Source organism: Alloalcanivorax sp. C16-2 (assembly GCF_046507615.1).
In the GTDB taxonomy this organism is placed as follows: Bacteria; Pseudomonadota; Gammaproteobacteria; order Pseudomonadales; family Alcanivoracaceae; genus Alloalcanivorax; species Alloalcanivorax marinus_A.
The window spans coordinates 1,777,244-1,801,824 of the sequence record NZ_JBKFTL010000001.1 but is presented as its reverse complement, the minus strand read 5'-3'; the positions used below and the strand labels follow the sequence as shown (position 1 = coordinate 1,801,824).

The window sequence follows — 24,581 nt, the reverse complement described above, 5'->3', positions numbered from 1 at the left end:
TGATGGTATTCACCTGACAGCCCAGCGCCATTCCCCACTTCTTCACGATGAGTCATAAAATAGTGCTTGTTGTCCTCGATAAACATAACGACCGACTGCCGATACTGCCACATAAAAACTTAAGGGGGCTCAATGGAAAGCCAATAAAACCTCCGAAAGACCATCCTCTTCATATATGTAGCGAGCAAGGCGCTATTCTCTAACGACCCTAACTCCAAAAAAAGCGACACCCAGTCCCAATGGTGCCCCATAACCATCCCAGCCACTAGTGTTGCAGTTGCCGATATCCACCAATATCCTTATAGGAAGTTGCTGAGCTTGGGCAGAAAGCAAGGTAGAAATCTGAGTCCTTATAGCACCATTGAAATCAGCTTTAGTCCAAAAGCTAAAGATATGATGAGTATCTGTAGGGGGGCAGCCGAGATTCAGCTCTTCACTGGAGGAAACCTTCAAAGTCATAACATTTTTTTCATACCGCGTATACACCGCCACATCTTCAACCATCAAATCTTGATCGAGCCATACCCGATCAGCAAATGAGTATGAAGAAAGAGACAAGAGCAAAACAACGAAAATGCCCTTCATTACGCTCACCACAACCTCCTTGCCAAAGCAACTTTTAAAACCAGATATTTCAAGAATCCGAATTAAACCACGCACCAATATCCCAGCGACGCACGTAGGGTGGCAAGACCACCACAATCAGATTTGGGCTTCCTGGCCGACGCGACCGCCAACTGTCAACTGTCAACTGTCATACCGCAGCAAAATCCAAACGCCCCTCACAATCCCATGCCATTAGCACCCCCTTCGTCAGAGCACGCTTTTTGCCGAGCTACTGACTGGTCACTCAGAGAACCTAATGCCCGTCCAGAAATTGCCATATGGACGAGCGGAAGTAGAGGAGCAGCGAGAGGTCTCAAAATGGATATCCACAGGCAACTTCTGGGCATGGGCAGCGAGCGCCGTGGAGTATTGAGCCTGAACCCTTGAATGGGGCTTATCCTCCGACCACCAAGTAACAACCATCACGTCAGATGCGGTCGTATTCCCATCACTCCATGTCAGGGCACAATTCGACACAGGAATGGAAACGTCGGCCGGCAAAGCCCTGAATTTGAGCATCAGTACATGATTACCATCATAATAAGAGCCAACCGAAACGACCTCGGCATTTTTTATGTACCAGCCTCTATCAGCAGCATGCCCAATAATCGCAATGAAAGAAATGAACACCACCAAAAGAATTCTAAATTTCATATCCAACCCTCTATACACACCCATAAACGCGATTAAAACCACCAAGACCAGATCAGCACCCTGATACCAAATCCTCCACCACAATAAAATACAGCAATAAAATTAGAATATTTCTTCATCATTTTACCCCTCGCTTCACAAAGCCCCCGTCATTCACGGCTCCCTCGATGCCAAGCATCGCTGAGTTCGATTCAGGCCGATCAGCGACGACCCTATTCAGGCGCAAAGAAGCAACAACCACCGCATCACCCTGCGCAGGTTGTAACCGGTCGCCGCCAACACCGTACTCAAGGCGTCACCAAGTTGGCCCTGCAGGTGACAGCGCCGTATCCGGTGTTGCGACTTCGAGTGCCCGATGGTCGGCTCCGCCGCCTACCGGCGTTTCAGCCAGCGCCAGTCGCTCCTTGTCAGTGTTTTCTTTTGCCCTTGTGCAGCACACGGGCGCGTCCAGTTCCCGATCCCGGTAACCCAGGTCAACGAGCACCGTCTCCGGTTCGACGCCGGTGAGAATGCCGGTTTGTTCCCAATGCTCCGCCAGGGTGTCGCCGTCGTACGGGTTCCCAGGGAAGCCGAGGGCGCCCGCGATCAGCCCACTCTTCGCCGTGATCGCAATGCCCACCTTTACCCCGAACTCGTAGGGCGCCGGGATTTCCCTTTGCCGATGCACTCCACCTCCGGCGCGTGCCAGGCGTAGAGCTAATTCTTGCCCTTCGGCGTTTGACCGCGCAGCCGCTCCGCTTTCTCCAGGGGCGGCGCCAGCCGCTCCAGCGCTTCCTGGCTACCCTTACGGCCAATGTCACGCAGCAACCGACCCAGGATCGTGCGTTGCTTGCGCAGCACCTTACGCATCCGTTTGAACTGCTTCGCGTGCGCGTAGCGTCCCGCTTGGATCGCCAGCTTCGGGCCCATCCGCGCGTAGCCTTTGCCTTAGAGAAACACCTCCTGCGTGGCCGCTTCCACCACCTTCTGGCACGCTACCTCAAGCAGACGGCTATCCGTGGGATACGCCACGCCTTTTTCCTGGACCGTGCTGCCCACCACCACCCGCTTCAGATCCGAGCGGCGTACCGCCTTGAGACGCTTCGCCGCTTCAATCGTTTGCGCCAACAGCTCTTCCACACCGGCTTCCCCCAATCGTTTCCTGTACCGTGTGAACGACGATAGGTCGCACGGCAATCGGGTCTGGAAGAACACTTCACCACAGAAGAAATACTTGGTAATGGGGATTTTCCAGCCAGCGTGTGCACACGGCCTCATCGGACAGATCGTAGGCGTGCTTCAAGTACGTCAGCCCCAGCACCAGCCGGGCCGGGCCCGCCGGCACCAGCGGCAACGAGTCACCCACCGATTCGATCAACGTCCGACATAGTATCGCCTGACTGACGCGCACCAGCGGGTACTTCATGTCGATCACTTCGCCCATGCGGGCTCGGAACAGATCGCGCTCCTGGTTCTCGGTGCGTTCGGCCTGGGAGCGTCGGTGCGTCATGGAAAACCCTCCTGGTGATTCCAGATAACCTATCAGGGCCGATTCATCAATAAAATCAGTGTGTTGGAAATATTTTAGAGGCCACTTAGGCCTTTAATTACCGGGGCGGCGCTCATGAATCGGCCAAGGGTCGGGTCATAAATGCGTCCCCCATGTAGACTTTGTCTAGGCCCAGGGATCGACCCCCAAAAGAAAGTCCTAAATCCTGAATGTTTCACTTTCGAATTCCCCTTACAGAATTTGGCACTATTGATCCGGGTACCCCGCCCAATCTTTGATCCTAACCGGTCGGGCAAATGCGCCCACAGCTTCCAACGCGACGGGCACGGCATGCTGGCGAGAGGCAATTACGGCACATCAGATTGTGCGGACACCAAGCTTATATTTATTTTCATCCTCCCAATTCAAAATAAGGCGCTTCGCGCCTTCCGGCTCTTGAGAGAGCAACTGCAGCACTTTTATACATCGTTCTTTATGTGAGCCCCTCAAATAGTTCTTTGCTCTATTAAGAAAGTCACATGCCCTCTCATTTTGATCAAGCAATAATAAAGCAAACCCATAGGCCATTTGAGAGAGCTCATGCTCCAACAAAGCTGCTCGACCTTCACAGTACGAGCAAAAATTGTGAAGCGTTGCCATACTCCTAGCCCTCTCAACCTTGTTTTCTATTCGCTCACAAAAGACGGCTGCAAGATTAGACTTATCGACTTTCTCAAAGTCGATATAATCTTCCGGATAGTCAAGCCTCTGACTATATAGCAAATGAATTTCATCCGATGTATCGAACAACGGGTAAATAAACCTCCACACATACGCACCTCGCGGAGTCATTTCACAAAAAAAACCACTCAATATATGCTCAACCGGCAATACATAAAAATAATTATTTATGTTTGCCATATCGACCACATCTCTCATCACAGATTTTACAAAATTTGATCTATTCATTAAAAAAACTCAATCCTATGGAACCTTCAAAGGGTAAAGATCCGTATTCCTAGGCAAGTGCCTAAAGTAAGATTTCGCCTCACCTCGACTTACCCACCCAAAATATCCCGTCTTCAATTCAACAACAAATTTTGGCGAAGCCACATCTCCATAAACAGCATCCGCCCTAATAGACCCAGCCATTCCATAGCGGACAACGACGCCATTTTTGTAACTAATCTCAGCGGCGTAATCGACGCCTAACGCTCTTACTTTATCTGCGAAGACTTTATGTATTCTAGATCCCCGAACCCATGGCAAACCACACCAACCGGTACAGTTTGCATCGACTTCCCCAGCAGCCTGATACGCCAGATTATGCAACTTTTTAAGAATAGGAAAATCCTCAGGTTTCCCAGGGGCATAATGAGGCTCTCCCTCCTTTTCTTCACCTCCAAGTTCATTAAACCTATAACCTATAGCTCCCTGGAGAGCACCAACAGCAAACTTACCTCCAGTCACCTCAGATATGGTGCCGCTAGCCAGGGCAGCAGCTAACGTTCCGCCCACCTTGTTTGATATCTGATCGTGTATTCCGCCACCTATCACCGATTCCGTAAGCCCTCCCCAAAGACCGGACCGTGCATCGCCGCCAGACATTTTAGCAAACGCCGCTCCTCTGGCTCCATGTAGGCCCGTGGCGATCACCTCGCGGACTACGCTGTCCCCTGCACGGAATTGCCCTATGCGACCGGCGGCATATTGATTCGAATACGCAAGCGCAGCTGTTTTCAGACCAATTTCAAAAACATCGGACAATGGCGCACCGTTAGCATAGGCCATACTTGCGTTGGCTGCGGCGTTACAGATAGGGGCGTAGGGACCACAGGCTGTACTTATAGTGCCGATGACTTCGCCAGCATACTTATTACGGCTAGCAAATTTAGCCAATGCACGCCCACCGTGATAAAAAAGCGCTTCATTAACTGGCCCCATAACGAACTGCATGACCTGGCGCCTAAATTTCTTTCTTACATCTCGCCATTTGTCCGTCACGTTCTCGCTCCACCAAGAGTACCCAGTAGGGTCGGTGTAGCTCATCGGGTTGTTCAGAACGTAACTATAGCGGTTGAAACTCTCAGTATTGGTTAGGCCTTTAATTACCGGGTCGGCGCTCATAAATCGGCCAAGGGTCGGGTCATAGATGCGCCCCCCCATGTGGATCACTCCGACTTGGTCCAGCATTTCGTGGCCAGTGAAACCTTTACCCGTGGTGTTTTCGTCACGCTCCAGGTCGAACCAATCCAGATCTGACAGGCTTACCCAGTCGAGGCCTTGTCTTGGGCGACCCCAGGGGTCGTACTGGAATCGTTCGTTGACCCCCCCCAGCTGGTTGGCCACCGCGACGATGGAGCCCAGGGCGTCGGAGAAAAGGTACTCATCTTTCAAGGTCGACGCATCGCCGTCTTCCAGTGAGACGACAACCCCGCCCGGCAGGGACCAGCGCTCCTTGACCGTCGTCGCGCCAGCCTTGGAAATCGTCAGCGTTTCGTAGGATCCAATGGACGTTTTATTGATGGACTGACCGGATGCGGTGCTGACCTTGCGCAGAATCTCCCTGGATGGTCCGTAGACAAACTGTACCTGGGCATCCGGCGTGCTAATGGAAACTGGCTTATTGAAAGATGTATAGGAAATGGTTTTGTTACCACCGGTGAGCATATTGCCGCCGGCGTCGTAGCAGTATTGCTCGCTCCTTACACCGGTCACCTGAGTCACCGCGCCTGGGCCAGGGGTGTAGGTCTCTCCCTGGTATTGGCAGGTCTCCTGGTAGGCATAGCTGCCCACATCGTTTCGAGCGGTAATATTGCCGGCGATGTCGTACTGAGCGGTTTGCTCAAACGACAGTCCCGGTTCACCGAGATTTTCAACGCTGGCCCGGATCAGCCGATCCAGGTCGTCATACTCGAACGTTTCTTCAATGGCCAGATTTTGCGTAGTATTCGTCTGGGAACGCTGCAGCAGGTTGCCATTGGCATCGTAGACATAGTTCTCATCCTGGATACTCCAGGAAGGCGCCAGCGTCATCTTGGAGCGAATCTGCGAAATCATGCCGGTAGCGTCGTTGTAGGTCGCCTGATTCTCGATCATCCCATTGGCGAAGCGCCGCCGTGTAACGTCTCCGCGGGCATTTTGCGCCAAAATCTGCCAATAGTAGTCCGACGACCCCGCCTTACCGAGCTCAGTCAAGAAACCTAGATTGTTGTACCGGTACTCCACACTGACACTTGGACCTTGATCGCGATGAGCGGGGGTCATCACAGCGATCTTGCCAGTATCCTCGTCGTATTGCTGGGTGCTTACGTAGTCGATTTGTGCGTAGCGGGTCTCGGTACGGACCACGCGGCCCAAGCTGTCGTAGAACGGCTCCTGTTCGTAACCGGCAGATGTCCGTACAGAGGCCAAACGTCCCACCCCCTTATCGATCGCATCATAGCTCCAACTGGTATCCGCAATCTGTCCCTGGCAGCCACTTAGCGCCGAATTGAGCGCCTGTGTCCAGTCAGACGCCGCCAGATAATCGTCGGTACGGGCCACCTGGCGCCCGAGCACGTCATAGCTGAAACAGACGCGACGGCCGGAGCCATTCTCCTGCAGAACGAGCTCGTCATAGCCATCGTAAGCGTATCGCCAAGTACCAATGTTCGGGTCGCTGGACATGACCTTGCGCCCGAGCAAATCGTACTGATTGACCAGCTCCACCCCACCGGGCAATAACGCCTTGATGAGCTGACCCGTCGCATCGTAGAAATAAGTAATCCGGCGGCCATCGTTATCTGTCGCCTTTCGCATATGCCCGGCCACATCGTCGGTAACGGACGAGACACGCACCTGCGCGCCCGCTCCGAGTTGCCCGCTCCAGGAGGTCGTCTGAGTGGTGGTCAGGCCGTTAAAGTGGGTCTCCGTCAGGGCACCAGAAGCAGCCATTCGCCGGGTCGGTCTGCCCATGGCATCCCGTTGCAACACTTCGTCCCAGTGTACTGCGCCACCCGACTTGTAGGGCTGACTGCTACGCAGTAAACGTCCCTGGGCGTCGTATTGTGCAACGTTGTAGATATAAGTACCGTCAAGGCCCTGGGTACGCGTTTGAACTGTTCGCCCGAGTTTGTCTTTATATTCACGCGTCTTGGGCGACATCACCGTACCACCGGCGGATGCCTGCCAGCTTTCGGAGTAATATACGGCATGCGCAGGACAATTGGATAGACAAGCTTGAATGCGTACTTCCGTGGATTGCCCGCCCGGCGAGGTCTTGCGGACCAACCGTCCCACGGAGTCGTATTCCCAGGTAGAAACCAGGCCATTCGGATCCTGTTCGGTCAGCTTAGCACCGGTGACTTCATCATAACTGGAAATAACCTGGTGCCCGAGATCGTTGGTGACGCTCGTCTGAAAACGGCCTCTCGAGTCGTACCCGAACTCAACGGTACGGGAAGGCAACCCCGCCACTGATGTGGTAACCGTCTCCTTTAAACCGAAATCGTTGTATGTGTAGCTTTTTTCCTTTCGAAGATCCGGACTGTCCGGTTCAATAATCTCTTTTTTAAGCATACCCGCGAACGTTGACTGGGACGCAGAGTAATACTCCCACTCCGAAACTTTAGTAATTGCGGGCACCGCGGAGCCTTGATAAGCCCCGGCATGGGTAACCGTGGAACGAGTAAGCCGCCCCAATATCCAGTCATCCAGGTAATCATCAAACTGACTGACAACCGTTTTCGTAAAGCTCTGCTGGGGTCCGGATGTGGTTTCGACAACATTAGTCAAATTCCCAAAATCGTCATAAGCATGCGTCGATGATGAAGCCTGTATGAAAGCACCATTTAGATCATAGCTCTCCGATTGGCTTTCTATCTGCTGCACCCTGTAGCGCAAAGGAGTTTGGCTGTCACCATTCCAGATCGTCTCATCATGCGCCACAACGTGGAAACCAGAGCCTTCATAGGTCACGGTTTCCCAGGTGTTCTCCTGAACAGAAACCTCTTGAAGCGCACCGCTGCTTGTAAGGTAACTGGTTTTATTCTTCTCTATATACCCCGTCTGATGCAGGTATGGTTCGTGAAGATACCAGGTTTCATTGATCTTCCTATCTTTCTCTGATGTGGTCTCTATATAACGAAAACCCAGACCTCCTATCCCCCCTTCAATATATCCATAGTTTTTATAAAAATAGCTCTGCTCATTAAATCCACCTATACCATTCGAAACGCTCAAACGAGAAACAACATTAATGCCCGATCCGATATAAATTTCGCCATACTCTCCGACCCCTCGGTCGTGCGCGTACACCGACGGATCGGAAATATCTTTATAATCAACCTGATAAGAAAGCCCCATACCGTTAGTCACGCCGGCCAAATAATCATGTCTCTCTGACGAGCCCGAGTCAAAACAGGCCATTCCCCGATTGTCCTCCGGATAAAGTGACTTAAAGTAGAGCGCACAATAACTAACCTGGCCATCCCCATTTATGTCGGCCCAACCACGGTTTATGCCCCTCAGCCCTCTCGAGATCAGGGTCCCAGGGAATATTGGCATGGCATAATTATTAACAGAATTTCCAAACCCTTCAGGCGTACTCAGCATACACCTCAGCACGGATTTGTCCTCGACACACCAATCGATCAGGCCATCTTTGTTAACATCCATAAACTGGGTTGCCTCGGCCATCGCCTCGGAAAACCCATCGTATTCACTCCAAGGGCTATCACTAATCTTCATGAACGGAGATACGACCTCACTCCCCCAACCCTGTCCGGTAGATTCCAAGCATTTCGCCCGATACCCACCACGACCGGAACTATTGGTTATGTATATTCTACAAAAATCGGAATACCCATTTCCCGTGAAGTCGACAAAACGCGCGGAAAAACGCTTTGTGGAGGTACCCATGAAATACGGCGCATCAATATCTTTGTCGTCTTTGTAATTACTTCCTGTTTTCGACCAACGCCCACCGTTTAGATCCTGGCCTTTTCTATTCAAATCGCATGTAATTTTATTATCTTTCACTCGACAGTAGTCGGGAAGACTATCACCATTGATATCCACCCAATAGCCAGGAACCTCATCTACGTGGCGCACAACTGCTCGATCATTAAAACTGAAATTTTCACCTTCCCTGATTGCACAAGTTACATATTTTTTTTCATCATTCTGAGTATAGGAAAAGCAATAATCTAGCCAGCCATCATTATTGAAGTCCACCCAGGACCGCCCTGAAACCTGAAAAATACCGGTTGGCCGATTAACAGTACTTGATACCGTCTGTTCGAAACTGATGTCGTCCCCACCGCTATTAAGGTGGCATTTCAACCGATCGGAGGAATCCCAAGCCTTGTCGCCGTTCGGTATCGAATAGCAAAAATCAACGTAGCCATCATTATTAATATCTCTCCATGCCGGGTCCACATTCCAATTCAGGAAATCCAATGGCGCCTGCATCAAATCGGTACCGTTCAGGACCACATCAATTGGTATCGAATCACCAAAACGCCCTGATTCATTGATTAGGTAGCAAAGCACTTCCGCCGTATTCCAGCGAGTTCCGGGGTCATCTGTCGGAGACACGCGGCAATAGTCATCCACGCCATCCCTATTAATATCCGCCCAACGATTAAAACCAACTTTAGTAAACCCCTCCTCATATAAAGCCAAGGGATTTCCTGGAAATCGAATATATTGACCGTTTGCAAAACTGGGGGCGTCGCCCCCTCGCCAATCCAGCGTCGTCGGATTAAAGCACTCACCTCTATAGTTACACTCGGCATAACTCGTCATCAAGGAGCGACGAGTAACTTCATTACTTTCATAGAAGAAATGATATTCGCGAAGAGTTGCCTTATCCACCTGGCTGTAAACACTTTTCAAACGAAGCCCAAGACTAAGCTTTCGGCCTAGTATCGCGGTCGTTTTCCCATAAGGGTCAGCTTCATAATGAAATTCAACGCCAGCATAACCAGACTGATCAGACCCTTCTTGGATAGTGTATTCGATCTTCTTCGGGAAAAATGATGCCTGATCTGGCAAGTATGAAACGCGATACCCATAACCTAAGCGATCTGAGACAGACTCCAACGCCCAAACGCCCACCGCGCTATTGTTTCTTTTACCACGAACCCTGGAATTTTCCGATTGCCCGTACTTGTAAAGGTCACCATCTTTTCGATACTGGGTAAAACCGCCGTTCTCAAATACGATGCGCGAACTATCTTCTTTTTCCAGCCGGTAGATTGAGCCACTCTCCCAATAGCTCCCACTGACAAGCACTAGCCTGACACCATCTAAACACGCCAAATCTTCATTCGAACCATCCACACCTTGAGTATATCCGTCCTGAAGATTCTTGTGCCCACAACGCCTCACGGCGGATAGCCCGGAGATCTGAAACCCCATGCCCGCTTGGCCGTATTCGGCATCACTGGAGTAATTCAAGGAAACACTAGGTGTCACACCCGAGCCACCACTAGCAACTTGAATGGGTATTGAAAAATGGGCCTGCCCCTGACTGACCGAAAAACTCGACTGAGAGGCCCCGGTCAACGAGTATAAAAGACTAATCCGGTGCGGACTTTGAAACCGGCCGCTGGCCAATTCCGCATAATAGTCACCATCAATAACTATTTCCGCCCCATTAGCACCCAGACGATCCGTCACATTCACATCGGAGTTACCAGAAACCCATAGCCCGTCAAGTTTTTTAAACTGGTCTTTCAAGCCGAAAGAACCATCTCCATTGTTATCAAGGTAAAGCGTATTTTTTGAGGAAACCTTTGAATGAAGCACTATATCCAGCTCGCCATCGCCATCAAAGTCCCCTAACAAAACCTCATAGTCGCCGGTCGGCTGATCGGGAATTTCAGCGTCACCGGATAGGGTGCAAGGCTCGAAATCGCCAGAAACAGTCCCGCAAAACAGAAGATTTTCGTAGCCCGCGGATATTGGTACTGGAAAGGTAACACCCGCCCCAATAGGCACATAGTTGGGCGCCGCAACAAGTAAGATGTCAGGAATACCGTCAAGTCCATGCTCGACACTGGATATATCCTGGTGGTAGACAACGTAATTATGCTTCTGCAAGCTCAACGGCCGCGCAGCAAGAAGGTTGGAAGATAATAAAAAACAGAAAATCGAAACAAAAAAAACAAACCCCTTCCTCACCTTAACCCCCTCACCATTCCTCATTTTATAAAACAGATGACCAGCTGACAGCTTTCAAAGAAAGCAGCAGAAATATCACCTTATCTATTCCATTAATTGGCCTGAGCGGATTGTCCGCACAAACTCGAGCCCCTCATCCCAACCTTGACAAACGCAATAAGCGGCTCCCAAAGCAGCCAAATCGTACACACTCACTGAAACACTATTTCGCTATTTTCACGCCCATTAAACGCAAGCCAAGACCATAAGGCGCCCCATAATGGTTCCACTGACTTCCAGAACTACAATTGTTCATATCGACCCAGAGGTCCACAGGCAAATCCTGAGCTTGAGCCGACAACAAAACCGATACCCAGGTTTGCACTGTTGTATTTATAGAACCATCGTACCAAAAAGATACGATGTGGTGCGCATCCGTGGGATTACACCCCACGTTGTTATCGGACGGCACCCCTGCCATCCGAACCGTCACCACATTATTTCCACCCTGGTTATATACTAAAACGTCCTTGACATAGATTTCTTGAAACGCCCACTGTCTAGCAGCTTGGCTCTGACTGCACAAAAAAAAGGTCAATACGCCAACAAGAATCGAACTCCTCATGCACCCTCCAGAAAAACCTGCACGGCAATAATTTTTAATACAAAAAGGCGGCACCTAATTGGAAACGACTTCAACACCAAGAAGATTAAGGCCGAGACCTGCCGGGTTACCGAAACGTCCCCACACAGAGGACGTATTGCAATCGGCGGCATCCAGCAAAACATTGACATCCGACGATTGTGCTTGCGCAGACAACAGAATTGACAACAACCCCTGGTGCGTATTATTCAGATCGCTCTTGTATAGAAAGCTGACAATGCCATGTTGATCTGTTGGCGCGCATCCCGTGTCAAAAACGGCATCTTCTTTAAATCGTACCGTTATAACGTTCCTATTATTTTCATTATAAACCATCACGCTTTTTATCCGGTGACTCCCCACCCACACCATATCCGCCGAAACTTGCCCACAAAAAACAGCAACAACTATTATCCCTAGAATTCTTAATTTCATACCTCCCCCTATATTCTTCTCTGCGGATTCTATATATTCTTCTCATTGCGGTATGTAGGAAATGTCTCCCTTGTTGTGTAAGAGATATCTCACAGTCACCCCTTTGAAACTTCGCCTGCAAAGCTTCGTTTATTGAAGATCAAGGTGTTTTCACTCTGACCCCGGTAAATCGCTGCCCCAATCCGGCTGGCGCACCAAAAGCGTCCCACTGACCCGCCGTATTGCATTGATCCGTGTCGATTAAGATGTCGACTTCACCCCCCTGCGCTTGCGCCGCAAGCAACCCCGAGACCCATGTCTGGACCCGACTGTTAAAGTTCCCTTCAACCCAGTAACTAAAGATTCCATGATGATCCGTTGGCACACACCCCGTATCAATACCTGAATCCCTTTCTAGCTTGGCCGTCACTATTCCGTAGCCCGCCATGCTATATATCAACACGTCTTTTACTTCGAACCCTCTCTCCCAGACCTTTTGCGCTCCGGCCTGGCCGGCCATGAAAATTCCTAGAAAAATCATGATTATGTATTTCATTTTACCCCCTATTCTTATACGCCTATGAACTTAACCCCTCGATTTATTTAAAGCAAACACCAGACAAAAAAAAGCCCGGCCGAGGCCGGGCTCCCAAGCGGGGGTGAGTACGGGAAAACTCAGGGCTCGTAGTGCCACTCGCCGTTGTCGCCGGGGACGGGCTGGAAGCCCTGGCCGGTGGTGTTCGGCTGGAAGCTTTCGAACGGGTTGAACACCAGGCGCGGGGTGTCGAGGCTTTGCGGGTGCGTCAGGTCGCCCACGTACTGGGAGTCCTCGACGATCTTGCCGCCCAGGGTGCGCTGGTTAAGCGACACCCGCGCCTTGCCGTTGGTGGTATCCACCAGATCGTAGACCCGTTCGCCGTTGTCGGTGGGCACCCGTACGTCCACCTGGCCGGCGCGGATGGAGCCGGATTCGGTGGCGTTGCTGGTCAGGGTGCGGCCTTCCAGGGTCACCTTGCCGCCGGTGAGTCCGGTGGTGGTGTGGAGGGTGTCCACGGTCAGGTCGCCGCCGGCCCGGTAGCCGATGTCGCCGGTGCTGTCGGTGCGCGCGCCGGCGACCATGGTGACGTTGCCGTTGGAGATCACGGTGACGCCCTCGGTGCCGCTGATGCGGCCGCCCTGGGTGAAATCACCGGCGGCGGCCAGGTCCACGCGGCGGCCGGTGACGTCGCCGGTGAGGTCCAGGTCGCCGCTGGTGTTCAGGCCCAGGCCGCCCTGGCCGGTGAGGCCGGTGACGGTGAGCGGGCCGGTGCCGCGGTTGTTGATGTAGACGCCACCGCTGCCGCCGGCGGCACCCAGGGTGTCCACGTCCACGTTCAGCGGGTTGCTGGCGCGGGCGATGCCGGTGGCGGCGCTCAGTTCGAGCAGCGCGGCGACGATGTTGTTGGCTTCGCCGTTGCCATCGAGGATGGCGCCGGCCACGGCGGAGAGCATCACCGCGTTGCCCGGGGTGAGGGCCTGTACTTCGTCGACGGTGAGGTCGCCGGTCAGGGTGCGCACGCGGATGTCGCCGTTCTCGATGTGGGCGTCCAGGCCGGCCAGGCCGTCCTGTTCCTCCACGTTGATGACACCGCTTTCGGCGCGCAGATCCAGGCTGTTGGCGCGGGTGGCGATGGCGGTGGTGTCGGTACCCACGCCGTCGCGGCCGGCCAGTCGCACCTCGTCGCCCACCACGCGGGTGTCGGCATCGCCATCGTCGATCAGCTTGCCGTCATTGGCGACCACGGTCACCTGGCCCTGGGCGCGGATGTCGCCCAGGGTGGCATCGCCGTTCTCCACTTGCACGCCGACACGACCGTCGCCGGTGCGCGCCTGGCTGATCAGTACCGGGCCCTGCTGGTTCAGCAACAGGTCACCGGCAACGGAGAGCGCGTCGATGTGCTGGGCGCTCAGGTTCAGGAAGCCCTCGGTGGGGTTGTTGGTGGCCCATTCACCGATGCCGTCGTTGGCGCGCAGGGTCACGTTGACGCCCTGGACTTCACCGGCACCGTCCTTGCGGATAGCGCCGTCGGCGCTGAGAGCCACATCGTGATCGCCGGCGGCGACCCGGCCAATGCCCAGGTCACCGGCGTTGTCCACGTCGATGTCGCCGGCGGCGGTGGTGGCGCCGTCCAGGCGCAGGTCGCCCTGGTTGTCCAGGTCGATGTCGCCGGTGCCGCTGACCGCCAGGGTGGCGCTGTCCAGTTCGCTGTTCAGGCGGATGCCGTTGACCGCGGTGCCCTGCAGATCGTCGGCGCTGAGGGTGCCTTCGGCGCTGGTGGCCAGGCGGCCGGCGCTGTCGAGCACGGCATCGCCGTTTACCGCCAGGGCATCGATGGTCAGGTCACCGCCGGCGCGCAGGTGGGCATCGCCGTCGGCCAGGTTGCTGTCCTTGACGGTGAGCCCGTCGGTGTCCAGGTCCTCCAGATGCAGATCACCGCTGCCGGTGATGGTGGCGTAGAGGTTGGTCACGCGGGTCTTCAGGCCGCTGAGCGTGGAGCCGATGCTCTTGGCCGCCGACAGGAACAGGTTGTCGCCGTGGATGTGCTCGGCGATGGCCGGGTCGGCCTGAATGCCGCCCTCCTCGCTGGTCACGGACACGTCGCCACCGGCACGCAGGGTGGACAGGGCCACGTCGTCACCGGCTTCCAGGGTCATCCCGGCGCCGCTGTTCATCACACTGCTGGCGTCCATGGTGATCTTGCCACCGGCGCTGGCCTCCAGGTCCGCCCCAGCGCTCAGAGCGGCGTTGTTGGCCAGGGTCAGGGCGCCGTCGCTGGCGGTGATCCGGGCGTTGCCGTTTACGGCGTCCAGGCTGGCGTTATCGAAGCCCACGTCGGTGCCGGCGGTGACGGTCACGTCCCGATTGGCTTCCAGATAGCTGCCATCGTCCACCTTCACCGCCGCCTCATCGCTGCTCACGGTGAGCGAGTCGCTGGCGGTGACCCGGCTGCCGTCGGTGACGGTCAGGTCGCCGCTGCCCACGGTCAGGCTCAGGTCCGCCGGGTCGGCGCCCGGTGCGTCGCCGCTGGTCAGGGTGGCGGCGGTCAGGGTGGCCCCGCCGCCGGCTTTACCGGTGAGCGCGCCGCCGGCGGTGACGCTGGCGCTGGTTACCGCCAGGTCGCCTTGTTCACCGGCGGTCAGATCCAGAGCGCCTTCGGCGCGCACCGTGGCGGTTTCGACGGTCAGGTCGGCACCGGCGTCCAGGTCCAGATCGCCGCCGGCGCGGGCGTCCGTGCCGGTGGTGAAGGCCAGGTCGCCGCCGGCCTCGGCGCTGAGATCGGCGCCGGCGGCCAGGGTGCTGGTGTTGCGCGCGGTCAGGTCACCGTCGGTGGCGGTGAGACTCAGATCACCCTCGGTGGCGCGGGCCTGGGAGCCATCCACGGTAAGGTCGCCCTTGGCCTTGAGATCCAGGTCGGTGGCGGCGGTGGCCTGGCTGTTGGCCAGGGACAGGTCCGCCCCCTGGGCCGTCAGGGACAGCTTGGCGCCCGCCTCGGCGGTGGCCTGATCCAGGGTCACGTTCTGGCCGGCGGTGCCGGTGAGGTCGTTGCCGGCGGTGAGCGTGGCGCCGCTGGTAACGCTCAGGTCACCATCGGTGGCGGTGACGGTCAGGTCGCCCTCGTCGGCATCCACGGACGAACCGTTGTTGATGCGCACGTCGGTGGCGGCGGTCAGGGTGGCGTCGGTGGCCGCCCGTCCATGGCTGCTGTTGGTGAGGACGACGCTGCCTTCCTCGCTGCCCAGGGTCAGAGCCCCGGCGGCGGTGGCCTGGCTACCGCCGGTGAGGGTCACGTCGCCGCTGCCGGCGTTCAGACTCAGATCGACACTACCGGCTTGCAGCGGCGCGAACGCGAACAGCGTTACCGGCGCCGGCTGACCGCTGGCCAGGGTGGCGCTGGTCAGGGTGATGGCCCCGCCGGCGTCGCCGTCCAGGAAGCCACCGGCGGTGACGCTGGAGCGGGTCACCGCCAGATCACCCTCGGCGGCGGTGAGGGCGGCATCGCCATCGGCGCGCACGGTGGCGTCCTGGACGGTCAGGTTGTCGCCGGCGTCCAGGTCCAGGTCGCCGTCGGCGTCGGCCTGGGCACCTTCGGTGAAGGCCAGGTCGCCGCCGGCGTTGCCGGTGAAGTCGCCGCCGGCGCGCAGCACGGAGCTCTCCCGGGCGGTGAAGTCCCCGTCCGTGGCGGTCACGTCCAGGTCGCCGGTGGTGGCTTCCAGGCGCGAGCCCTGGGCCAGGCTGACACCGGCACCGGCGGCCACGGTAGCGTCGGTGACGGCGGTGGCGCGGCTGCCGTTGGTGAGGCTGACGTTGCCTTCCTCGCTGTCCATCACCAGCGCCCCGGCGGCCTCGACGGCGCTGCCCTGGGACAGGGCGATGTCACCGCTGCCGGCGTTCAGGGTCAGATCCACGTTGCCCTCGGGCTGCGGCTCCAGGGGTACCGGCGCGAACGGCACCATGACCGAGTAACCGCTGGTCAGGTTGGCGGCGGTCAGCAGGATGCCCTTGCCGGCGTCGCCATCCAGGAAGCCACCGGCGGTGACCGTGCCACGGGTCACCGACAGGTTGCCGTCGGTGGCGGTCAGGGCGGCGTCGCCGTCGGCGCGCACGGTGGCGTCCGTCACGCTCAGGTCATCGCCAGCGTCCAGGTCCAGGTCGCCGCCGGCGGTCACCGTGGCGCCGGTGGTGAAGGCCAGGTCGGTGCCGGCGTCACCAGTGAGGTCGTTGCCAGCGGTGAGGCTGGAGGACTGGCTTACGGTCAGGTCACCTTCGGTGGCGGTGATGTCCAGGTCACCGTCGGTGGCGGTGAGCCGGGAGCCGGCGGACAGCGCCACGTTGTCGGCGGCGGTGACGGTGGCGTCGCCCTGGGCGGTGGCCGTGGCGGTCACCAGGGTCACGCTGCCGGTGTCGGCGGTGAGGCTCAGATCCTGCTCCAGGGATTCCACGGTGGAGGCATTCACGGACAGGTCGGTGCCGGCGCGCAGGTCCACGTCATCGGTGCCGGCGACGCGGCTGCCCTGGCTCAGGTTCAGGGTGCCGTTGGTGGCGGTGGCGGTGAGGCCGCCATCGTTGGCGATCAGCGTGGAGCTGCCGGACAACTGCAGGTCCTGGCCGGCGAGGGCCTCCACCTTGCCACCGGCGGTGGCGTTGCTGGTGGTCAGGCGCAGGGAGCCCTCGGTGGCGGTCAACGCCAGGTCGACGCCGGCGTTGATCAGCGCGTTGGTGAGGATGGTGTTGCCGTTGGCGGTCAGCTTCAGGTCACCGCCGGCGGTGGCGCTGCTGTTCTGGGTGAACAGCACATCGCCGCCGGTGGCGGTGGCCGACAGGTCGCCCTCGGTGGCGGTCAGGTTGCCGCCGCCGGAAACGCTCACGTTCTGGCCGGCGGTGAGGGTGAGATCCTGCCCGGCCACCGCGCGGCCGGTGTTGAAGGTAGCGTTGGTGCCGGCGCTCAGGTCGATATCGGCATCGGAGAGGATCTTGCCGTTATCCACCACCAGCAGCTCGCCTTCCTCGGCGCCCACATGGGTGTCGTCGGCGCCGGTGATGGTGCTGCCCTGGGTCAGACGCACGCTGCCGCCGGCGTCCAGGTCCAGAGTGGCCACGACTTCCGGGTCCGGCGAGCCGTCGAATTCCGGGTCCAGAGAGCCGTCGAATTCCGGGTCCAGAGAGTTGCCGGCGCTGATCAGACCGTTGGTCAGCAGGGCGTTGCCGCCGGCCTCACCGTCGAAGGCACCTCCGGCGATCATCTGGCTGTTAAGAAGGCTGATGTCGCCGGCCTCGGCGGTTACTTTCATGTCGCCGTCGGTTTCGGTGTGCAGCTGGGACTGGTTCAGGCGCACGCTTTCGCCGGCGCTGACGGTTTGCCCGCCGTCGGTGGCGGCGCGGCTGTTGGTGAGCAGCACGTCGCCGTCCTCGGCGGTGATGCTCATGTCGCCGCCGGACCGGGCGGTGGCGTTGATCAGCGCCGCCTGGTTGCCCGCCTTCAGATCCAGGGTGGTGGCGGCGGAGGCGCTGCTGCCGTTATTGATCTCCAGGTTGCCATCGGTGGCGGTGGCTTTCAGGGCCCCGTTGGTGGCGGTGAGGGTGGACTCGCTGGATACGGTGATGTTGTCGCCGGCGCTGACGGTCACGTCCCCGGCGCCGGTGGCCTGGCTGTTGGCCAGGGTCACGTTGCCGTTTTCACCGGTCAGGGTCAGGTCGCCGCCGGCCTGGACGCTAGCGTTGGTCAGCGACGCGGTGGTGCCCGCTTTGAGGGTCACGTCACCCTCGGCCTGGGCACGGCTGTTCTGTACCAGGCTGACACCACCTTCGGTGGCGGTGGCGGACAGATCGCCGTCACTGGTCAGTTGCACGCCGTTGATGGCGGTGATGTCGCCGGTGGTGGCGGTCAGCTTCAGGTCGCCGTCGGCGTCCAGGTTGGCGTTGAGCAACTGGCCCTTGCCGCTGCTCAGGCGGGTGTCGCCTTCGCCGGTCTGGGTCACCGCTTCGTTCACGGTGAGGGCGCCGTCGGCCACGGTCAGATGCAGGTCGCCGTTGGCGTCCAGGCCGGTGAGGCCGGGCAGGCTCAGGTTCGGAGTCACGCCACCCACGGTGAGGTCGCGGTTCTGGTTGAACAGGTAGAGGCCGCCGTCGCCGGCGTCCGCTTCCAGGGCGCCGGTTTCGATCAGCAGGGCCTGGTCGGCGGTGCCGATGCCGTTGCCGGCGCGCAGGGCGAGTTGATCGGCGTACAGTTCCGGGGTGTCATCCACCTCGTTAAGGGCGTCGATGGCGCCGTGGGCCACCAGGGTGATGTTGCCGTTCTCGCCGTCGGTGCGCACCTCGCCCAGATGCAGGTCACCGTTGTCGCTGGTGAGGGTGACGTTGCCGGTGGTGGTGGTGACTTTCTCGACGTCCAGGTCGTCGGCGTCGTGAATATTGATCTCGCCCTTGGCGTCGGCGGTGACCACGTCCACGGCGGTGTCCAGGCCGCGCTGGGCGAAGGAGCCGGTAGCGCCGATGGCGCCGCCGGCGGTCAGTTCCAGACGCTTGGCGACGATGCCGGTGTCGTTGTCCTGGTCGTCGTCGATGCGGCCGTCCGCGTCCAGCGCGATGGTGGCGCTGTCGCCGGCGGCGGCCAGTTGATGGACGGTCAGATTACCGCCGGCGGTCACGTCGATGTCACCGTTCAGGGTTTCCAGGGCGATCAGCGCCAGGTCATCGCGCTCGCGCAGCAGCACGTCGCCTTCGCTGGTGCCGCTGTCGACCACGCGGTCCACCTTGGTGTCCAGTTCCACCTGGCCGTCGGCGCGGAACTCAAGGTCACCGCCGGTGACGTTCAGGGTGTCGCCGTTGTCGTCGATGATGGCGCCGCCCTGGGCGTACAGATAGGTTTGGCTGTCCGTGGTGATCTCGGTGTCGACCACCTGGGTTTTCAGGCGCAGGTCGCCTTTGTTCCACAGCCCCATGTCGCCGGCGGCGGTGAGGCCACTGAGGCCGTCCACGGTGCCGAGCACCAGTTCGTCGCCACCATTATCGTTGATCACGAAGGCGTCGCCGTCGCCGGCGTCGACCGCGATTTCATCGGTGTCGGTGTGCAGCGAATCCTCCTCGTCGGCGACGCCCTGACCGGCGCGCACGGCGATGGCCGGGGCGTGCAGGGTGCCGGCGTCGGCGACCCATTCACCGTTCACCCAGCTACCACCGATGCCACGTACCGCGCCTTCCGCCTGCAGGGAAATCAGGGTCGGGCTGACCACATCCCCCACCACGCTGATGGTACCGGCCACGTTCTCGACGCGGATATCACCCACGGATTCAATGTCACCGAGGCCGAGGCTGCCGGTGGAATCCAGGTAGACGCCACTGTTCAATGCCCGGCCGCTGCTGGTGCCCATGTCCAGTTGGTTGGCCTGGATGCCCAGCGGTTTGGCGGCGGACATGTCGATGTCCTGGGCCTGGTCGTAGGCGGCGATGGCCTGGGTGCGCAGCAACTGGCTGGCGTCGCGGGCGGCGGTGGCCTTGAACACGGACTGGTCGGCCATGTCCCGGGATACCTGGGTGGTGTTACGCAGGGTGGTCCAGCTTTCCACGTTGGTGACCGCGTCGCCCAGATAGGCCTTGGCCACGTCCAGGTCATTGAGCGCCACGTTGAACCGGTCGGAGAGCGGCGAGAAGGTATTGCGGTCGTACTCATCCACGGCCACCTGGGCGGCGGACAGTGCCAGGCTCAGGCCCTGGAAGGTGGCTTCAGCGCCGCCGTCGCCGCTGAACGGGACCGCCTGGGCGCCGCCGGCCACCATGGCCATGGCGTCCACCGCGATCTGGGCCACGGAGACCACCCGGTTGAGGGTGTTCAGGGTGCTCTGCGCCGCGTTCAACTGACGGGAGAGTTCATTCACCCGGGCCTGGGCGCTGGCCAGGTTGGCCTGGCTGATATTCCGGTTGACGATCGCCTGATTGAGCGCCGCCAGGTAGGCCTCGAGCTGCTGCTGGAGAACCTCCAGCTGCAGGATCTTGGCGTTCAGCTCCGCCACCTTGCCGGCATAGTCGGCGATGGCGGTGTCGCGGGCGATTTCCGCGTCGCGCTCGCTGGGGGTGTTGCCGATCAGGGTGACGTGGTCGCCGCGCACGTTCTGGTCGGCGCCGTTGCCGTCCAGGATCACGCCGTCGCGGGCGATCACGTAGACATCGCCGGTGCCGCCGGTGTCGAGCATGCCCAGGGTCACGTTGCGATCCGCGTCCAGGGTGATATCGCCACCCTCGGTGACCAGATTACCGGTGATGATGTTGCCGTTGTAGCCTTCGTTGGCGCCGTCGGCGCGGGCGGTGAGGGTCATGCTGCCACCGCCGGGCAGGCGGATGGTGTCGTCCTGGTTGAGGAACACGATGTTGCCGTTGGTGGCGGTGAGCACCAGCTTGCCGCCGTCCATGACCAGGGTGCCGCCGTTGTTGTCGAGCACGGTGATCGAGGCGGCCACGATGGTGACGCCGCTGGCGCCCTTGCCCACCAGGCTGTCGGCGTCCACTTCCACGGCGCCAGGGCTGGCGGCGTTGACGTCGCCGTTACCGCCGCTCACCGACATGCGGTCCACGTCCAGCACCAGGGGGCCGGTGTTGCCGATGCCCTGCTCGGCGCGCATGTCCACCTTGCGGGCCACCACGTTGGCTTCGTCGGAACCGTCCGGGCGGGCGTCGTTGATGGCGCCGCCGCTGGTCAGGGTAACGTTGCCGCTGGCGGCGGTGACGGTGCCCAGGCCGATACTTCCGGCGCTGTCGATGTCCACGTCGCCACCGGCGGCGCGGGCGCGGATCAGGCTCAGCGGGCCACTGTCACGGTTGCGCAGATAGATGCCACCGTTGCTGGCGTTGACCACCAGTTCGTCGACGCGGATTTCCAGGGCGTCCACGGTGCCGTCGACGGCGCCGATTTGCTGGGCGTCCAGGTCCAGGTTTCCGGCGACGATGTTGTTGTCGTCGCCGTTGCCGTCGCTGACCCGGCCGGTGGCGTAGAAGGTGACGCTGCCGCCGCTGGACAAGCGACCCAGCACGGCGTCGCCGGACTGGCTGAAATCGATATCGTCGCTGGCTTCACCCTCCAACATGCTCAGCGCGCCCACGTTGCTGACGTGGATATCACCACCGGATAGCATCGACAGCCTGCCGGTCACGGCGGTGGACAACGCGCGGCTGTCGCTGCCGATGCGGGCGGCGTCCAGTTGCACGTCGTTGCCGGTGATGGCGGTGCTCTCACCGTCACCGTTCAGGGAGCCCTCGGCGGTAAGCCGGATCATCCCGTCGGCGGACACCTGGCCGAGAGTGAGATCGCCTTGGTGGCTGACCGTGACACCGCGATCGGCGCCGCCGGCCGACGCGTTCAGGGTCAGTTCGCCGGAGCCCCGGTTATCCAGATCGATGTCGCCGTCGGCGCTGGTGGCGTCGATGCTATTGGCGTTGGTGGTGAGATCAATGTCGTCGCCGGCGTCCAGGGTCAGGGCGTCGGCGGCGAGCAGGCCGCCGCCGTCGCCGATGCGACCGCTGGCGGTGAGGTCGACGTCATGGCCGGACAGATCGGCGCCTTCCACGATCAGGTTGCCGGCCTGGTTGTTGAAGGCCAGATCCAGACCCTGGGCGCTGTCGCGCCGCACCGCCAGATGTTCGTCGGCGCGGTCGAAGGTAATGCCGCCATCGTCGTCGGAGACCGAGACATTGCCGCCCACGGTGGTCACGTCCAGGCTCGACAGCAGGCCGGTGTTGGCCACGTAGGTACCGGCCAGGCTGGTGCCGGTGCTGGTGGTAAGGCCGCCCACCTCGGTGTTCAGCGCCTGGGCGGCGGTGCCGATGGCACCGTCGGCGTCCAGGGTCAGGTGATTGCCGCGCACGATCTGGTCGGCGTCGCCACTGGCGAGGATGTCACCGTCCTGGCTGGTCACGGACACCTCGCCGTTGTCGGCTTCCACCAGGCCCAGGACCACGTCGCCCAGGGTGGCTTGCAGGCTGACTTCGGCGTTTTCGCCCAGGGAGCGGATTTCCTCGGCGTTCAGGCCGTTGTCCTCGGCCAGATAAATACCGTCGCCGCCGGAATAGGCGCGAAGGCGATTGCTGCGGGTTTTCAGGGCGCCGCCATCCTGACCCAGGCGACCGGCGGCGGCCAGGTAAATGAAGCGACCGGTAAGGGTCGCGCTGTCCCCGCTCTGGTAAATGCCACCCTGGCGGGACAACAGCCCGAGCCCGTCCGGGGAGGAGATCTGGTCACCGATAAGAATGTTGTCTTCAGCGGCGATCATGACGTCATGAGTGCCCGCCGCGCCGGTGCTCAGGGTGATGTCACCGTCGGCTCCGGCGATGCCGGTGGACGATACCGTCTGGCCGCCCTGGCTGACGCGTTCGCCGGCGCTGATCCGACCGAGCATCAGCTCGCCGTCCTGTTCATCGATATAGATACCGCCGTCCTGGGTGGAGGCCGACAGTACGTCCACGGCGGTGGTCACCGCCTGCCCTTCCCCGCCGATGGCGCCATCGGCTTGCAGGTTGGTGGCCCAGGCCTCCACGTTGGCCTGGGCGCCATTGCTGCCGCGCAGGTCGCCGTCCTCGGCGGTAATCAGGGCGCGCAGGCCGGCCTCGACGCTGTTGTCACCGGTGCTGACCCGCTCCAGGGTCAGGTCGCCGTCGGTGTCGGTGATCACCACGTGGCCTTTTTTCGCCTCGGCGCGCAGGGTGTCCGCGTCCAGGCGCAGAGCGTTGTTCTCCGCGCCGATGGTGGCGCCGTCCACGGTGGTGGACAGGGCCACGCGCTCGCCGCTGGCGGCGGTGTCCAGGTTGCCGTTACCGAGGATATCGCCGGCGGCGGTGACGGCCAGATCGCCATCCACATGGGCGCCGTTCAGGGTCACGCCACCGTCGGAGTGAGTGAAATCGAGGTCGGTGGCCACGATGCCGGAGGTGGACAGACGGTCACCATCGAAATCGACGCTGGCATTGACCAGTAGCGGATCGCCGGTGATCGGGTCCTGGACTTCGTGCTTGAGGTTGATCTCGGCGCTGTCGCCGGTGTCGATACTGAGGCTGGCGAGCTGGTCCGCTTCGTCGACGCGGATAGCGCCCTCGTCGCTGCTCACCGTCAGGTGATCCACTTCGGTATTGACCGCGCCGGCGGCGCCGATGCCGGTACCGGCATCGAGAACGGCGCTGTCACCCTTGATCAGCCCGCCGTTGGAGGTAATGGCGTTGTCCGCCTGCAGCCGGACCTCGCCATCGGGGCCGGTGACGGTGAGATTACCGGACTGCTCCAGGTCGTCGCCGGCCATGGTCAGCTCGGTGGCGGCGGTGATGTCGCCCTGGTTGACCACGGAAGAGACCACGGCGTCCTTCTGGCTGCCGGAGAGCAGCACGTGGCCGGCCTCGATCTGGCCGCCGGCGCCATTCTTGATGGAGCCGGTGGCTCCGGTCAGGTCCGCGTCGGTGACCGAGAACTTCACCAGGCCGTTGCCGGTGAGGTCGATGTCATAGCTGCCGTCGCTGGCCAGGGCCACGCGACCGACGTTGGCGATGATGTGGCCGGTGTTCTCCACATTGGGAGCAATCAGGTAGACGAAGCCGCCGTCGTCGGTGGTGATCGTGCCCTGGTTCTTGATGGAGGCGCTGTTCATCAGCTCGCCGCTGAAATTGAACTTGCCGTCCATGAAGTCGTCGTCGGCGATATCGAAGGTGGTGGCCAGCAGGCCGGCCACGTCGATGGTGGCGTCGGCGCCGAACACGATACCGTTGGGGTTGATCAGGAAGATGTTGCCGTTGGCGGTGAGCGCGCCCTTGATCTGCGAGACGCTGCCGCCGGTGACCCGGTTAAGCGTTACATCGCTGGCATTTTGGTGAATGAATTTCACCAGCTCGCCGGGATCGATACTGAAGTCATTCCAGTTGATCACCGCCTTGCCGGAGGTCTGCTGAATCAAGGTTTCCAGCGCCGCGGGGTTGGTGATCTGGGCATCGCCGCGAACCACATTGCCGCCACTGGGCCCGGCCTGAGCCGTGCCGCTGAAACCGAACACCGAAACCGAAACGGCTACCGCCACCGAAGCTTTGCGCTTGTTATTCCGTGCCATGATCTGTCACCCGTGAAAGTCGTATGCGGGCCGACT

Annotated in this window: 8 protein-coding genes and 1 pseudogene; all 9 read right to left on the bottom strand. The window is 59.5% G+C overall.

Annotated elements, in window-relative coordinates:
- Nucleotides 1–192 precede the first annotated feature (192 nt).
- The 9 genes and pseudogenes from ACLD02_RS08365 to ACLD02_RS08325 all read right to left on the bottom strand — a co-directional run bounded on the left by ACLD02_RS08365 (nt 193) and on the right by ACLD02_RS08325 (nt 24,545).
- A complete protein-coding gene (locus tag ACLD02_RS08365) occupies nt 193–594 on the bottom strand; it encodes a hypothetical protein (RefSeq protein ID WP_410298428.1) in 402 nt (133 codons plus the stop codon).
- A gap of 252 nt (nt 595–846) precedes the next feature.
- Nucleotides 847–1,260, bottom strand: coding sequence for a hypothetical protein (locus ACLD02_RS08360; RefSeq protein WP_410298427.1), 414 nt, complete (start codon nt 1,258–1,260; stop codon nt 847–849).
- Nucleotides 1,261–1,476: 216 nt separating this feature from the next.
- Nucleotides 1,477–2,749 (bottom strand): annotated as a pseudogene (locus tag ACLD02_RS08355) (IS5 family transposase).
- Between the two features lie 357 nt (nt 2,750–3,106).
- A complete protein-coding gene (locus ACLD02_RS08350) occupies nt 3,107–3,697 on the bottom strand; it encodes a hypothetical protein (RefSeq protein ID WP_410298426.1) in 591 nt (196 codons plus the stop codon).
- 15 nt (nt 3,698–3,712) lie between these two features.
- Nucleotides 3,713–10,897, bottom strand: coding sequence for an RHS repeat-associated core domain-containing protein (locus ACLD02_RS08345; protein WP_410298425.1), 7,185 nt, complete (start codon nt 10,895–10,897; stop codon nt 3,713–3,715).
- A 202-nt stretch (nt 10,898–11,099) separates the two neighbouring features.
- Complete coding sequence (locus ACLD02_RS08340; RefSeq protein WP_410298424.1) at nt 11,100–11,501, bottom strand: hypothetical protein; 402 nt, start codon at nt 11,499–11,501, stop codon at nt 11,100–11,102.
- A gap of 54 nt (nt 11,502–11,555) precedes the next feature.
- The gene (locus ACLD02_RS08335; RefSeq protein ID WP_410298423.1) at nt 11,556–11,954 is read right to left on the bottom strand and encodes a hypothetical protein; all 399 of its coding nucleotides are present in this window, start codon (nt 11,952–11,954) and stop codon (nt 11,556–11,558) included.
- Nucleotides 11,955–12,093: 139 nt separating this feature from the next.
- Complete coding sequence (locus tag ACLD02_RS08330) at nt 12,094–12,489, bottom strand: hypothetical protein (RefSeq protein WP_410298422.1); 396 nt, start codon at nt 12,487–12,489, stop codon at nt 12,094–12,096.
- 119 nt (nt 12,490–12,608) lie between these two features.
- On the bottom strand, nt 12,609–24,545 hold the full coding sequence (locus ACLD02_RS08325) for a filamentous hemagglutinin N-terminal domain-containing protein (protein ID WP_410298421.1): 11,937 nt from the start codon (nt 24,543–24,545) through the stop codon (nt 12,609–12,611).
- Between the last annotated feature and the right edge of the window lie 36 nt (nt 24,546–24,581).

Bases quoted from the DNA above. Each gene is read 5' to 3' on its own strand.
- ACLD02_RS08360 (WP_410298427.1), bottom strand. From the start codon at position 1,260: ATGAAATTTAGAATTCTTTTGGTGGTGTTCATTTCTTTCATTGCGATT.
- ACLD02_RS08350 (WP_410298426.1), bottom strand. From the start codon at position 3,697: ATGAATAGATCAAATTTTGTAAAATCTGTGATGAGAGATGTGGTCGAT.
- ACLD02_RS08340 (WP_410298424.1), bottom strand. From the start codon at position 11,501: ATGAGGAGTTCGATTCTTGTTGGCGTATTGACCTTTTTTTTGTGCAGT.
- ACLD02_RS08335 (WP_410298423.1), bottom strand. From the start codon at position 11,954: ATGAAATTAAGAATTCTAGGGATAATAGTTGTTGCTGTTTTTTGTGGG.
- ACLD02_RS08330 (WP_410298422.1), bottom strand. From the start codon at position 12,489: ATGAAATACATAATCATGATTTTTCTAGGAATTTTCATGGCCGGCCAG.
- ACLD02_RS08325 (WP_410298421.1), bottom strand. From the start codon at position 24,545: ATGGCACGGAATAACAAGCGCAAAGCTTCGGTGGCGGTAGCCGTTTCG.